The organism is Enterococcus sp. DIV1090, assembly GCF_050537975.1.
Lineage (GTDB): Bacteria > Bacillota > Bacilli > Lactobacillales > Enterococcaceae > Enterococcus > Enterococcus faecalis.
Genome location: NZ_CP172917.1, coordinates 2175164 through 2190200 on the forward strand (window position 1 = coordinate 2175164; position 15037 = coordinate 2190200).

The following is a 15037-nucleotide window of genomic DNA, read 5'->3' on the forward strand; positions in this document are numbered from 1 at the left end:
TTTTGCTACTTATAAGCGCCATTTTTCAACCAATTTAATTTCATTTTTAATTGTTTGACTGCTTCAGTTGAATCATAGGCGGTATTTTCTCTTTGTTGACGATACCCGTCAACAATTGTTGAGAAAACGGCATGCATCGCCGTCTGCATGAACCATGTGAATTCTTTTGGCGTTTCAATGGTTAATTTCGAACGATCGATTATTTGATAAAGATGTTCTGCATAGGCAGCATGGCCTTTTCTTCCTCTATGCTTATGACAGTGCTGTTTCCTATTTTTTTCCTCTTCCCCAGTCGCTAAATTATCTGTCACCCGACGTGAAGCACGATAGTCCATGTTGACAAATAAATTCCGATAGAAAGAAGCATTCTCTCCAGTTAGCACTTCGACAATCATCTTGGAGAAATAGACATCCATGGCTTCGATTAAATCACCATTTTCCGCAATAATTTGTTTCTCTAAATCTCGTTCACTATTTTTTCTTAATGTCGCAAAGTAATAAAAATACAAATCTTCTTTGTTCTCAAAATATTGATAAAAGCTACCGCGCGGAATTTCCGCTAATTTAACAATATTTGCAATTGACGCTTCTTGTAAAGAATGGCGCGAAAATTCAATTTGCGCAGCATCTAATAAGCGTTGTTGCTTTTCTTCTGGCAAATGAAAAAACGTATTCGTAGGCATATTTGTGTTCCTCCCTTTTATGACACATTGTCATATGACACCATGTCATTATAGCACTCTCTATTCAGAATGCAAGTTTTTTACAAAAAAAAATCAAGCACCTAGCAAGACAAAATTGATGTTAGATTCTGTCTCACCAGTTGCTTGATTAATAATAGTGTTTGATGCATTCTTGTAACAAGTCAGCGACCTCTTTTATAGGTCCATTGGCATCTATTCGTTGATAATTAGGATATTGTTCCAATTGGTTTTTGATAAGAATTTCTTGATCATAAAGGTTTAAACGTTCTTCAATAATTTTAGGATCAGATTCTCGTTGTTTTAAACGTTGATAAATATTTTCTTTTGAAACGTCAAAAAAAACTGGAATGACGGACTCGCCGAAACGCTCAAAGACCGCTTGAAAGCCTGGAAAAGTTAACGCATTATAGGCTGGATGCTCTTTCGTTGTTTCAACGATGGCAGCTACACCGACACCGTAATAGTTTCCATGGTAAAAATCATACTCCACTAACTGATTGGTTTCAATCAAGGTTTGAAAACTTGCTTTTGTTTCAAAATAGTAATCCACGCCATCCACTTCATCCAATCGTTTTTTCCTCGTAGTATGCGAGATAACTTTATAGTTTTTCGGAAAAACCTTACTTGTAATTGCGGTCTTGCCAGAACCACTCGGACCCATAATAACAAAAAATGGATGTTGTAATTGCTTAATCATTAGAAACGCTCCTCTCAGTTGTCTCTATTATAACGTATTGTGCACTATTTTGAAAAATTGACAAAAAAGAGCTTGGGCCAAAAATCACTTTAGATTTTTGGTCCAAGCTTAACAATTAATAAACGGCGGGAACAGAAGCAACAACCTACTACGCTTATCTTGTTTTGTTTAATTACAATAACTAGTCTAAGTTTTGTCCATTAGTTTCAATAACTTGTTTGTACCAATTAAACGATTTTTTTTCATAACGGTTTTTAGTACCATTTCCTTCATCGTCTAAATCAACGTAAATAAACCCATACCGTTTACTCATTTCACCTGTGGAAGCACTGACTAAATCAATACAGCCCCACGGCGTATAGCCCATTAAATCGACGCCGTCTGCAACTGCTTCTGCCATTGCTTCAATATGACGACGTAAATAATCAATCCGATAGTCGTCTGCCACATAGAAATTTTCGTCTACTTTATCAATTGCACCTAAGCCGTTTTCCACAATAAATAAAGGTTTTTGATAACGATTATATAATTCATTTAGGGCAATTCGTAATCCTTCGGGATCAATTTGCCAACCCCATTCACTTGCTTCTAAGAAGGGATTTTTAACGCCGCCTAAAAGATTCCCATTTGCTGTATCGTTGGTAGTACCAGTAACATCGACAGCAGTCGACATATAATAACTAAAGCCAATGTAATCCACTGGGTATTCTTTTAATAATTCTAAATCTCCTTCTTCAATAACTAAGTCTTTCACAGCATATTTTTGATACATGCGTTCTGCGTATGCTGGATATTCACCACGAACTTGAACATCTGTACAATAATAATTAAACTCTTGGTTTTCAATCATTGTAGCAACTTGATTGACTGGATTCGAATCAATGCCATACGTTGTGGCATAAATAATCATACATCCAATTTGTAATTCTGGATTTAATTCATGGCCAATTTTTACAGCTTTACTACTTGCAACAAATTGATTATGCCAAGCTTGGAAAATGTTTTGATAATCATTGGCTCCATTGCTTTTCACCAATCCTTGACTAAGTGCTGGGAAATGGAAAGCTGAATTAATTTCATTGAATGTCATCCAATAGTTAACTTTTTGGTGGTAACGTGTTAAAACAGTTTCCGCAAAACGTTCATAAAAGTCAACTAATTGGCGATTTTTCCACCCGCCGTATTCTTTCGCTAAATGCAGTGGCATTTCATAATGAGAAATCGTAATTACTGGTTCAATGTTATAGCTTAAACATTCATCGATAACCGCATCATAAAATTTCAAGCCGGCTTCATTCGGTTGTGTTTCATCTCCTTGTGGAAAAATACGCGACCACGCAATTGAAAATCGATAACATTTGAAGCCCATTTTAGCAAACAACGCAATGTCCTCTTTAAAGCGATCATAGTGATCAATTCCTGTATGATTAGGGTAGCGATATTTCGTTTCGTCAATCGTCCAATCAAACGCTTCATCTCCTAAAATAGCGAAACGTTGTTTTCCTCCAGGCATCGCATCTGCCACAGATAACCCTTTACCATCGGCTAAGTAAGCCCCTTCTAATTGATTGGCTGCGGTCGCACCGCCCCATAAAAATCCTTTTGGAAATTTTGTCGTTGTTGTCATACTTGTTCCTCCTCCAATTGTCTTTTATTTAATAATGGCTAAAAAGTCTTCACCATGTAACACGTCTGTTTGGTTCATATCCAAAACATCTAAATAATCATTCGTATTCGTTACCACAATCGGTGTAACTACTGGATAACCAGCTTCTTTAATGGCAGCAATATCAAAAGTAACCAGCAAATCTCCTTTTTTAACAGAATCACCTTGTTTCACTGATAATTCAAAGCCTTTACCATCTAATTCGACTGTATCCATGCCAATATGCATTAATAATTCAACGCCCTCTGTTGTCGTCAAGCCAACAGCATGTCCTGTCGGAAATAATGTGGTGATTTCACCATCTGCGGGTGCATACAGTTTGCCTTCAGTCGGCTCAATTGCAACACCTTTTCCTAAAGCACCTGACGCAAAAACAGGGTCTTGTACTTTTTCTAGCGGTAAAATTTCACCTTGAAGTGGACTTGCTAAAATAATTTTGTCTTCTTGATTCGTTTTTACAGGTGCCACCACCTTATCAGTTGCTGTTTTTTCAGTTTCTGTTTCTGGATTAGGTTGATCTTCAAAACGTAAGACAAACGTTAAGACAAACGCAATGATAAAGGCAATTCCAGCACCAATTGCACCAGTAATCATCGGTGCAGTATCTTTTGTCTCTGCAGGAATAAACCCAGGTAAGCTCAACATACTAACCAAACCAAACGTAAAGTTTTTCACGTGATTCATAGCTACAAATGCACCACCGATACCGCCACCAATACAAGCTGCAATAAATGGTTTTTTCAATGGTAAAGTCACGCCATATACAGTTGGTTCAGTAATTCCAAAAATAGTTGTAATGCTTGAAGACAAAGCCAAACCTTTTAGTTTCACATTTTTTGTTAGGAAAAAGACAGCTAAAGCAGCCCCGCCTTGTGCAATAACGGCTGGTAATAACATTGGTACCATCGTATCGCCACCTTGTGTTAAGTTTAACATCATAATTGGTACAAAGCCCCAATGCATACCAAACATTACCAAGACTTGCCACAACGAACCCATTAATAACCCTGCGATAATTGGACTAAAAGCGTAAATTGCGTTGTATCCTTGTCCCAACCAATCGCCGATGACCGTCCCGATAGGACCAATAGCTAAGAAGGTAACAGGTGCCATAATAAGGAAAACAGCTAACGGAACGCAGATAATTTGTAGAAAACTCGGAATTACTTTTTTGAAGAAACGTTCTACATAACTTTGTGCAAAAACAGCCAAAATAATTGGTAAAACCGAAGAAGTATAGCCACTTGGCCCAATAATCACTGGAAGACCAGCAAAGCTAATTGTTTTGCCTGCTAAAGCAGTAATGCTGGGATGAACTAAGGCCATCGCCAAAGCAACCGCTAAAAAGGGATTAGTATTGAATTTTTTAGCAGCCGTAAACGCTAACATAATTGGTAAGAAAGTAAATAAACCATCTGCAATCGAAAAGAGAACAAGATATACGCCTGAAGTGTCAGCTAACCAGCCCATAGTTACAGCCAATGTTAAGAAGCCTTTTAGAACCCCAGCGCCGGCCATTGCACCTAAAAACGGTGTAAAAATAGAAGAAATAATATCAATTAAACGGTTAAAGATATTTCCGCCACTTTCTTTTTCTCTATTATCAGAATCATTACCTAGTCCACTGTTGGCCATCAAATCCTTATACACATCACTAACGTGACTGCCAATAACCACTTGATATTGTCCTGCACTTTGAACTACCTGAATAACATCTGGGTCAGCATTCAATGCAGCTGTATCTGCTTTATTTTCATCTTTTAATTTAAAACGTAAGCGTGTAGCACAGTGAACAACACTATTAACGTTGCCTTCGCCCCCAACAGCTTTTAACACACGTGCTGCAATTTCTTGATTTTTACTCATCTCTAGATCCTCATTTCCATTAATTTTTAATATCAAAAAAACCTACATTGAAAAAGAGCCAGATCCTTCTCTTCACAGCTGCGCAGTCTGCGAAAATCATTATCGGTTTTTTCAATCTAGGTTTTGCCTGCATTATCAGTAACAATCCGCGATTATTGGTTGTTATGCTTTTTTATCATTGACCACTCTTTGGATATGAATGGTTAAATAAATCATTTCCGCTTGATCAATTGGTCGATCATAGCTTTTTAATAAATACTCATTAATACGTTGGACCGCTTGAAACGCCTTAGGATACTTTCCTTGGACCAAAGCAAAAAGAAATTCGTCCTCCTCATCATGCGCTTCTTGTTTTAAATAACGTTGCGCAAAATATTGAAGATGTGTAACAATTCGTTGATAGTTCAATGAATCTTCATCAAACACCTGTCCAAAGTAGCGACTAATAATCGTTAAAATATCACGAACCATCTTGGTTGCTTCCATGGTAACTTCCATATTGCCATTTCCTTGTTCAGCATTCACAATATGAAAAGCAATGAAGCCCGCTTCATTTTCTGAAAATTGAACCCCTAGCTTTTCAGCAATAATCGCTAATGCTTGCTTTGCGATTTCAAATTCTTTAGGATAAAATTTGCGTGTTTCGAATACAAGAGGATTCGGAATATCAATTCCTTCTTTGGCTCGAAGTAACGCATAGTGAATATGATCCGTTAAAGTTAAATAAATATTTGATGAAAGCTCAATCGCTAGCGTTGTTTCTGCTAAATCAACGATTTGTTTGACGACTTCTACTTCTTTGGTGGGGACGTCTTCAAACAGCTGCTGGAATTGCCCTGCCATAGCGGAGTCCTTTAACACGAATTCCTTTTCAACATAATCTGGATTGATCGTGTCTCCAATCTTCTTTTGAAAGGCTAAGCCGCGTCCCATATAAACAATTTCTTCGCCTTGCTCATTTCTTGAAAGCACGACATTATTATTTAAAACTTTTTCAATCCTCATGATGAATGCAACCTCACTTTTTTATAAAAAAAGCCCAGAATCCCTCCACTGATTGTGTTAATGGAAGACTCTGGTTTTGCCTGCAAAGCAGTAACAATCCTTATTTACAAAGTAATAATAGCATGCTTTTTTTTAATATGCAAGCCTTTCCAAAAAAATATTTTTATTTATTTTTTACTCTTTTGATCCATTTTAAAAAAAAGTTTACTAAAAGTAAAAAAAAGACTTGCTTTCTCTTACTTTTTATTAGTAAAATAGAGATGTTGAATTTTTAAACTATTTATTTTAAGGAGATTACACAATGTCAAAATTATTAGTTGTTAAAGCACATCCATTAACAAAAGAAGAATCACGCTCAGTTCGTGCGTTAGAAACATTTTTAGCTTCATACCGTGAAACAAATCCATCAGACGAAATCGAAATTTTAGATGTTTATGCCCCAGAAACAAACATGCCGGAAATCGATGAAGAATTATTATCTGCTTGGGGTGCACTTCGCGCTGGCGCAGCATTTGAAACATTAAGCGAAAACCAACAACAAAAAGTGGCTCGTTTTAATGAATTAACTGATCAATTTTTATCTGCAGACAAAGTAGTAATTGCTAATCCAATGTGGAACTTAAACGTACCGACACGCTTAAAAGCTTGGGTAGATACAATCAACGTTGCTGGAAAAACATTCCAATATACTGCAGAAGGACCAAAACCTCTAACAAGTGGTAAAAAAGCCTTACACATCCAATCAAACGGCGGCTTCTACGAAGGAAAAGATTTTGCTTCTCAATACATTAAAGCGATTCTAAACTTTATTGGCGTTGAGCAAGTTGACGGATTATTCATCGAAGGAATCGATCATTTCCCTGATCGCGCGGAAGAACTTTTAAATACTGCCATGACCAAAGCAACTGAATACGGTAAAACATTCTAAATTTTCCGAGTGATTTACATCAAAAAGAGACAAGCAGTTCGTTCACTGCTTGTCTCTTTTGTTACGTAGATTCTTGTTGATCTGGCTTATCTTCATCATACAAACCGGAAACGATTTGGTACCACTCAAAAATGTGTGTAATTATCACCTTAGCTGCGGCATAAACAGGAATTCCTAAAATCACCCCGACAATCCCAAATAGTTTACCAGACGTTAATAAAACAACCAAAATGGTGACTGGATGAATGGATAACTGACTGCCTAGAACAAGTGGTGAAATAAACCGACCTTCGACCGTTTGCTCAATGGCAAAAACAATCAAGACTTTAATTAACAAGGCTGGCCCACTGACAATTCCTAAAAAGACTGCTGGAATCATGGCTAAAAATGACCCTAAATAAGGGATTAAATTTAAAAAGCCTGCTGCAATACCTAAAGTGACTGCATAATCTAAGCCAATGACAGAAAAACCAATCATAAACATAATTGCCACTGCGAAAGCGACAGTTAACTGTCCTCTAATATAAGAAGAGACTTGATCATTGACTTCTGCAAGAACTTTTAAGGTTGGTTTACGCATCTTCACTGGTAAAAACTTCATTAAATATGGCGCTAAGTTTTTGCCATCTTTCAGTAAATAAAATAGAATAAAGGGCATCGTAATGATGGCGACAAAGATCGTAGCCACCGCCCCAAAGAAATTACCAATTCCTTGTACTGTGAACGTTGAGACGTTTTTAATGATGGTACCTAACGAACTGACAACTTTATCGCCTGCCGCTTCAAGTTGTTCTCTAAATTGCGCGAAAAGTGGATCACTTAATATTTCCTGCGATTTTTGATCAATTGTATCAATATATTGAGGAAAATGATTCACAAAGCTGACAGATTGCTCACGAATTTTAGGAACGATTACAATACCACCCCAAATGAGTAGTGCCACAATTAAAATAAATAGGCCGATAATACTCCAGACACGTGAGATTTGTTTTTTCTCTAAATAATCGACAATTGGATTTAATAAATAATATAAAATCCCCGCCATAATTACTGGTAAGCCGACAACGCCGAAAAACTGCCAGACGGGCTTAAATAAATAAGAAACTTTCGTAAAAGTTAGAATAATTAACAGCACCAATAAGACAATCAGTAAGGCTGTTACTACTTGATTATTTAAAAACCAACGCCAAAACCAAGACAGGCGTTTATCAGTCGTTTGTTTTTTATCCATTGATTCACGCTCCATTTACTAAGTAATCAATTGTTGTTCCAATAGTTATCTTTGGTAACTGATGGGGCGTTAAATAAACACCATTTCGGATAACATCATCCTCATCGGTTGGTGCATCAGCAAAGATTAAAGTGCTGTGAGCGATACTTTGCAAGTTACTATTGGCAAAAGAACCCACTTTTGTGATTGTATAGTTTGTATCGCCAATTTTCAGATGATCTCCTTCTGCCAAGGTAACTTGGTCTTTTTCTGGGAATGATTGAATAACTGCATGTTGCTTCAAGGTATCGGTAGCAGTTTCTCCAAAAAGAATAATCATTTTTTCTGAATCATCGATTGCATGTTTGCCTATTTCTGTTACGGTTGCTTGCATCTTCCATCCCACTCCTTCATTATCTTACTTCTATTATTATAGCATAGAATAAAATAGATATTCAGGAAAAAGAAAAGGCGGTGAACAATCGTCAATTGACTTTTGTTCACCACCTTAAAATAAGTTTTTATTTAAAGAAGTTCATAATATGAGTCCAAATTTTTTCATCAAAGACATCCATTGGATTCCCATTTCCAATCAAACCATAACCAATCATTGTTCCCACAACAAATAAGATAATGACTAACGAAATGACCACTAGAATTTTCAATAATGTTACTAAAATATAACGAAATGAACTCATACGTTTGACTCCTTTAGATTACTGTCGTTGCTTGTTTTTCTTCAATTTTTTCATCATTGACACGTTCAACGTTCGCGCCTAATTTTTGAAGTTTTTTATGGAACTCATAATAGCCACGATCTAAATATTTCAAATTAGAGACACGTGTAATGCCATTTGCACGTAACCCTACTAAAATCAATGCGGCAGCTGCCCGTAAATCAGTGGCTTCCACTGCTGCTCCTTGTAACTCGTTGCCACCATTAATAACGGCAATGTTGCCGTCAATTTTTAAGTCAGCGTTCATTCGACGCATTTCCTCTAAGTGTTGGTAACGATTTTCAAAGACTGTTTCTGTCACGATGCTTGTTCCTTCAGCAAACATTTGGATCGCTGTCATTTGCGCTTGCATGTCTGTTGGGAAACCAGGATGCGGCATTGTCTTAACATCTGTTGGTTTTAGATGTTTTGGTCCAATTACACGGATGCCGTTTTCTTCTTCTTCAATGATTGCACCCATTTCAGTTAATTTAGAAATTAGCGGACGATTATGTTCAGAAATTGCTTCTTCAATTAAAACATTGCCCTCAGTCATTGCTGCAGCTACCATGAACGTACCTGCTTCAATTCGATCTTGAACGATTGAATGCTCTACGGCATGTAATTTATCGACGCCTTCGATACGCATCGTTTCTGTTCCAGCACCGATAACATTGGCACCCATTTTGTTTAAAATGTTTGCTAAGTCAACGATTTCAGGTTCACGAGCAACGTTTTCAATGATGGTTGTTCCTTTCGCACGAACAGCAGCCATCATAATGTTTTGCGTAGCGCCGACACTTGGGAAGTCTAAGTAAATAGTGTTACCGATTAGTTCATCCGCAATTGCTTCAATATAACCATTTTTTTGGATGATTTTTGCACCTAATGCTTGGAAGCCTTTTAAGTGTAAATCAATTGGTCGTTTCCCAATGGCACAGCCACCTGGCATTGCCACTTTGGCATGGCCATTACGAGCCAATAAAGGTCCCATTACAACGATAGAAGCACGCATTTTACTAACGTACTCATAGTTTGCTTCGATCCCTAAAGGTTGTGTTGCGTCTATTGTTACTTCATTCGCGTCTTCATCAAAATCAATGGCTACATTCAAATGCTTAATTACTTGATTCATTGTAAATACATCAGATAAAATTGGTACATTTTTTAAAGTAGTAACGCCTTCTTCAGCTAAAAGAGTAGCTGCTAAAATTGGTAAAACAGCGTTTTTGGCGCCTTCAATTTTTACAGTTCCTTCTAATTTTGTATTACCACCATGAACAATAATTTGTTCCATTTTGTTCCCCCCAAAAAAATGAGAATAGGTATTCCTATTCAAAATCTTTACTATTATACCATTATTCAACTAAAAATTGTACCTTTTTTTATTTTTCAATTTTTAAGGAAAATACACAATGAAAAGATTTCGACAAAGCGCAATCAATTCTAAAGCAAACGAGCTAACTGTGTATCCGATAGCGATGGCGAAAAATACCATCAGCATTCTAATTTGCGGTGTAAATTGGGTTTTGAAAAATTGCTCAATACGCAATGATTGCAACGCCCAAAAACTTATGTAAATGAACATAAGATGACTAACGATTCGAACAATAGCATCTACTCCATAGTATTGCATAAGGAGCCTCCTTTTTTCTAACGTAGGAACATTTTATCACAAAATAATAAAAACCGATAATTAATCCACTTGAAATGCCAAAATTTGACACTATTTATTAAAAAATACGAAGAAATAGAGTTTAAGGCAACTGACTCAATAGCAAGCGCCTTAAACTCTACAAAAGTGACTGAATCCTTCAGCCTTTTTTACCCATGTTTCGATACGTTGATCCGGTTGATTGCACGATGCAAAGCAACAGTCGCACGACGTAGTTGATCGCGGTCATCTTTTGCTTTGGCTTCTTCAATTAAACGCTCTGCTCGTTGTTTTGCTCGTTCAGCACGAGGTACATCGATATCTCGTTCACGTTCGGCACTATCGGCAATAATAGAAACGACATTATCACGGACTTCCATGATACCACCATTTACAGCTACCCAGTCAACATGTGTATCTGAATCGGTCCGTTTGATGCGGACTTCATCAATCGCTAGCGGAACGATGATTGGCGCATGTTTTGGTAAAATACCAATTTCACCATCTGTTGTTTTCGCCACAACGATTTTTGCATGGTGGTCATAAACTAGACCATTAGGCGTTACTACATTCACAGTAAGACTATCCATTGTGTTTGCCGCCTTTCTAGTAGTTTAATTGTTTCGCTTTTTCGATGGCATCTTCAATTTTACCGACACTACGGAAGGCTTCTTCTGGCAGATTGTCATGTTTACCTTCAAGAATTTCTTTAAAGCCACGAACTGTTTCCGCAACTGGTACATAAGAACCAGGTTGACCTGTAAATTGTTCAGCAACGTTAAAGTTTTGAGATAAGAAGAATTGAACACGGCGTGCGCGACCAACAAGTACTTTTTCGTCATCTGATAATTCGTCCATCCCTAAAATAGCGATGATATCTTGTAATTCACGGTAACGTTGTAAAATATGTTGCACTTCGGTAGCCACTTCGTAGTGTTCTTCTCCAACAATTTCAGGAGCCAAGGCACTAGAAGATGAAGCTAACGGATCTACCGCTGGATAAATCCCTTGTTCGGTTAATTTACGTTCCAAGTTAGTTGTTGCATCCAAATGGGCAAACGCTGTTGCTGGCGCTGGATCGGTATAGTCATCGGCTGGAACATAGATTGCTTGAATAGAGGTAATTGATCCTTTTTTCGTTGAAGTAATCCGTTCTTGTAATTGTCCCATTTCAGTCGCTAAGGTTGGTTGGTAACCAACGGCTGACGGCATCCGACCTAAAAGGGCAGAAACTTCTGAACCGGCTTGTGTGAAACGGAAAATGTTATCAATAAATAATAGCACGTCTTGTCCTTCCACATCACGGAAATATTCAGCAATCGTTAACCCAGTTAAGGCCACACGCATCCGTGCACCTGGTGGTTCGTTCATTTGGCCAAAAACCATGGCTGTTTTTTCAATAACGCCTGAATCTTTCATTTCATAGTACAGGTCGTTCCCTTCACGTGTCCGTTCACCAACACCAGTAAAGACGGAAATCCCTCCATGTTCTTGGGCAATATTATGAATTAATTCTTGAATTAAGACGGTTTTACCAACACCGGCACCACCGAAAAGTCCGACTTTACCACCTTTTAGATAAGGTGCTAATAAGTCAATAACTTTAATCCCTGTTTCTAAAATTTCATTACTGGTACTTAATTCATCAAATGCTGGCGCTTTTTTATGAATCCCACTACGTTCAGCATCTGCAGGGAATGGCGCTTCTAAGTCAATTGTGTCTCCTAAAACGTTAAACACACGACCCAATGTATCTTTACCAACAGGAACTGAAATTGATTTTCCTGTATCGATAACTTCCATTCCACGTTGTAAACCATCTGTCGATTCCATGGCGATAGAACGAATCACTCCATCACCTAGTTCTAAAGCGACTTCAAGTACTACTTTTTGTTTTGCTTCGCCATTTTTATAAACGACTAAAGCGTTGTTAATATCGGGTAAGGATTGATCTAATGAAAATTCCACGTCAACAACGGGACCGATTACTTGAACAATCTTTCCTGAACTCATAATTTCTTTCCTCCAGTCTTCATAAAGTCACACGCTTTGAACGTTTTTATAAACGTTCAAACGTAAGACTAGATTATTCTAGTGCAGCTGCACCAGCAACAATTTCTGTAATTTCTTGGGTAATCGCCCCTTGACGAGCACGGTTATAAGAAATTGTTAAATCGCTAATAATATTTTGCGCATTGTCAGTGGCTGTTTTCATGGCGGTCATCCCAGCAGCATGTTCTGCTGTTTTCGCATCAATGATCGCCCCATAAATTAAGCTTTCTGCATATTGTGGTAATAATTGATCCAAGATTGCTTCAGGTGAAGGCTCTAAAAGATATTCTTGTTCGTAAGAGGTCGCCTCTGATGGATCTAAATCAGTAATTGGCAACATTTTTTCCACACGAAACTGACTCGTTAGTGAGTTAACGTGGTGATTATAACAAACATACAATTCATCAAACACTTCGTTTTGGTACATAGTCGTTGCCGTTGTCACAATCTTACGGACTTCTTCAAACGTTGGTTGATCCGTTAAGCCTCTGAGCTCATAGGAAACATCGATTCCGCGTGCTTTAAAGAAATCCGCCCCTGTACCACCAATGGCGATTAAGGCATATTCTTTATTAGAATCATGGTCTTCTTGAATCATACTCATGGTTTGTTTTAAGATTGAGCTATTGTAGCCACCAACTAACCCTTTGTCAGAAGTGATAACGATATAGCCTGTTTTTTTGACAGGTCGTTGTGCTAACATCACATGATAGTTCCCTTCACTAAGAGAAGATTGTTCTGTTTCACGTAATTCACTTAACTGAGCAGCTACTAAATGCGTAACGACACTACGAATTTTTGAAGAATATTCTTGAAAGCTTTTAGAGGCGCCTTCTGACTTGGTCAATTTGGCTGCAGAAACCATTTGCATCGCTTTGGTAATTTGGCTTGTCTTTTTTGTTGATGCAATGCGTTGTTTGATTTCGTTTAATGAAGCACCCAATGTCGCTCACCTCTCTTATGCGTTATCGATTTTTTCTAAAGCTTCTTTGGCTGAATCTCCGCTATTGTTTGCCGCTGCAAACATTTCAGAAAACTCTGTAATCGCTGCATCTAATGCATCAGTATCTGGTAAGTCTTTCGTAGTACGAATGGTTTCCAATAAGTCTGCATGTTTGCCATCAAAATAATCGAATAAATCTTGTTCAAAGTGTAAAATTTTATCTACGCTCACGCTATCTAAAAAGCCGTGTGTTAACGCATATAAAATTAAGACTTGTTTTTCTACAGGCAGTGGCGCATGTAGTTTTTGTTTTAAAATTTCTACCGTACGACGACCACGGTTTAATTTAGCTTGTGTTGCCGCATCTAAATCAGAGCCAAATTGTGTAAAGGCTTCTAACTCACGGTAACTAGCTAAGTCTAAACGAAGCGTTCCGGCAACTTTTTTCATTGCTTTGATTTGCGCTGATCCTCCGACCCGAGAAACAGATAACCCAGCATCAACGGCTGGACGAGTGCCTGCATAGAACAAGTCGCTTTCTAAGAAAATTTGTCCATCAGTGATTGAAATAACGTTTGTTGGAATATAAGCAGAAATATCGCCTGCTTGTGTTTCAACGAATGGTAAGGCTGTCATTGAACCGCCACCTAATTCATCACTTAATTTAGCTGCACGTTCTAATAAACGTGAGTGTAAATAGAAGACATCCCCTGGATAAGCTTCACGACCTGGTGGACGGCGTAATAGTAGAGAAAGTTCACGATAAGCCACGGCTTGTTTTGATAAGTCATCAAAAATAATTAAGACATGTTTGCCGTTATACATGAATTCTTCACCCATTGCAGTTCCTGCATATGGTGCAATGTAAAGTAATGGTGCTGGTTGTGAAGCCCCTGCAGTCACAACGATTGTATAATCTAAGGCACCAAATTTACGAAGTGTCTCTACTTGGTTACGAACAGTAGATTCTTTTTGACCAATCGCTACATAAATACAAATTACATCTTGTCCTTTTTGGTTAATAATTGTATCAATTGCAATCGATGTTTTCCCTGTTTTACGGTCTCCAATAACTAATTCCCGTTGTCCACGACCAATTGGTACGAGGGCATCAATGGCTTTTAAGCCAGTTTGCATTGGTTCAGCAACAGATTGACGTTGCATAACACCGGGAGCTGTTGCTTCCACAGGACGTGTTTTGTCTGTTTTAATTTCGCCTAAACCATCTAATGGTTGACCTAATGGATTAACAACACGGCCAATCAAAGCTTCCCCAACGGGTACTTCCATGATTTTGCCTGTGCGTTGTACTTTATCTCCTTCACGAATGGTTTCAAAATCGCCAAGGATAATAATCCCTACATCATTTGTTTCTAAGTTTTGTGCCATTCCGTATGAACCGTTTGAAAACTCAACAAGTTCTCCACTCATGGCATTTTCTAAACCGTGGGCGCGGGCAATTCCGTCACCGACGTAAGTGACTGTTCCAACTTCTTCAACAGCAAGCTGTTGTTGATAGTTTTCGATTTGTTCTTTAATCAAGGCACTGATTTCTTCTGCTTTGATAGCCATTCAATTCACCTCTTTGTAGTCCTA

General features: G+C 37.9%; 15 protein-coding genes. 1 reads left to right on the forward strand and 14 read right to left on the reverse strand.

Annotated features, from left to right (window positions below; all coding sequences use genetic code 11):
• Nucleotides 1–5: 5 nt before the first annotated feature.
• From IGL48_RS10470 to licT, 5 genes are all read right to left on the reverse strand, one after another.
• Entirely contained in the window at nucleotides 6–683 is a 678-nt protein-coding gene (locus IGL48_RS10470) for a TetR/AcrR family transcriptional regulator (protein ID WP_002367146.1), read from the reverse strand.
• 148 nt (nucleotides 684–831) lie between these two features.
• The gene (locus IGL48_RS10475; RefSeq protein WP_010824830.1) at nucleotides 832–1401 is read right to left on the reverse strand and encodes a guanylate kinase; all 570 of its coding nucleotides are present in this window, start codon (nucleotides 1399–1401) and stop codon (nucleotides 832–834) included.
• Between the two features lie 181 nt (nucleotides 1402–1582).
• The gene (locus tag IGL48_RS10480) at nucleotides 1583–3028 is read right to left on the reverse strand and encodes a glycoside hydrolase family 1 protein (protein WP_002362575.1); all 1446 of its coding nucleotides are present in this window, start codon (nucleotides 3026–3028) and stop codon (nucleotides 1583–1585) included.
• A gap of 24 nt (nucleotides 3029–3052) precedes the next feature.
• Complete coding sequence (locus tag IGL48_RS10485; protein WP_002388379.1) at nucleotides 3053–4933, reverse strand: beta-glucoside-specific PTS transporter subunit IIABC; 1881 nt, start codon at nucleotides 4931–4933, stop codon at nucleotides 3053–3055.
• Nucleotides 4934–5095: 162 nt separating this feature from the next.
• Nucleotides 5096–5938 carry a BglG family transcription antiterminator LicT gene (gene licT, locus IGL48_RS10490; protein WP_002359608.1) on the reverse strand — a complete coding sequence of 281 codons (843 nt, stop codon included), beginning with the start codon at nucleotides 5936–5938 and terminating at the stop codon, nucleotides 5096–5098.
• Nucleotides 5939–6239: 301 nt separating this feature from the next.
• Here licT and IGL48_RS10495 point away from each other — a divergent pair, with 301 nt between their 5' ends.
• A complete protein-coding gene (locus tag IGL48_RS10495; protein ID WP_002356569.1) occupies nucleotides 6240–6866 on the forward strand; it encodes an FMN-dependent NADH-azoreductase in 627 nt (208 codons plus the stop codon).
• Nucleotides 6867–6927: 61 nt separating this feature from the next.
• On the opposite strand, the gene IGL48_RS10500 is transcribed toward IGL48_RS10495, so the two are convergent.
• The 9 genes from IGL48_RS10500 to atpA all read right to left on the reverse strand — a co-directional run bounded on the left by IGL48_RS10500 (nucleotide 6928) and on the right by atpA (nucleotide 15013).
• Complete coding sequence (locus tag IGL48_RS10500; RefSeq protein WP_002381494.1) at nucleotides 6928–8097, reverse strand: AI-2E family transporter; 1170 nt, start codon at nucleotides 8095–8097, stop codon at nucleotides 6928–6930.
• A 4-nt stretch (nucleotides 8098–8101) separates the two neighbouring features.
• Nucleotides 8102–8470: a PTS glucitol/sorbitol transporter subunit IIA gene (locus tag IGL48_RS10505; protein ID WP_002356567.1), complete on the reverse strand. Its 369-nt coding sequence runs from the start codon at nucleotides 8468–8470 to the stop codon at nucleotides 8102–8104.
• 127 nt (nucleotides 8471–8597) lie between these two features.
• Nucleotides 8598–8774, reverse strand: a complete 177-nt coding sequence (locus tag IGL48_RS10510) for a DNA-directed RNA polymerase subunit beta (protein WP_002356564.1) — start codon at nucleotides 8772–8774, stop codon at nucleotides 8598–8600.
• 13 nt (nucleotides 8775–8787) lie between these two features.
• Entirely contained in the window at nucleotides 8788–10089 is a 1302-nt protein-coding gene (gene murA / locus IGL48_RS10515) for a UDP-N-acetylglucosamine 1-carboxyvinyltransferase (protein ID WP_002356562.1), read from the reverse strand.
• A 102-nt stretch (nucleotides 10090–10191) separates the two neighbouring features.
• Nucleotides 10192–10428, reverse strand: a complete 237-nt coding sequence (locus tag IGL48_RS10520; protein ID WP_002356560.1) for a DUF1146 family protein — start codon at nucleotides 10426–10428, stop codon at nucleotides 10192–10194.
• A gap of 188 nt (nucleotides 10429–10616) precedes the next feature.
• Nucleotides 10617–11036: a F0F1 ATP synthase subunit epsilon gene (locus IGL48_RS10525; protein WP_002356559.1), complete on the reverse strand. Its 420-nt coding sequence runs from the start codon at nucleotides 11034–11036 to the stop codon at nucleotides 10617–10619.
• Nucleotides 11037–11052: 16 nt separating this feature from the next.
• Complete coding sequence (gene atpD, locus IGL48_RS10530; RefSeq protein ID WP_002356558.1) at nucleotides 11053–12459, reverse strand: F0F1 ATP synthase subunit beta; 1407 nt, start codon at nucleotides 12457–12459, stop codon at nucleotides 11053–11055.
• 73 nt (nucleotides 12460–12532) lie between these two features.
• Nucleotides 12533–13441 carry a F0F1 ATP synthase subunit gamma gene (locus tag IGL48_RS10535; protein ID WP_002359606.1) on the reverse strand — a complete coding sequence of 303 codons (909 nt, stop codon included), beginning with the start codon at nucleotides 13439–13441 and terminating at the stop codon, nucleotides 12533–12535.
• 15 nt (nucleotides 13442–13456) lie between these two features.
• Nucleotides 13457–15013: a F0F1 ATP synthase subunit alpha gene (atpA, locus tag IGL48_RS10540; protein WP_002356555.1), complete on the reverse strand. Its 1557-nt coding sequence runs from the start codon at nucleotides 15011–15013 to the stop codon at nucleotides 13457–13459.
• Nucleotides 15014–15037: the final 24 nt, after the last annotated feature.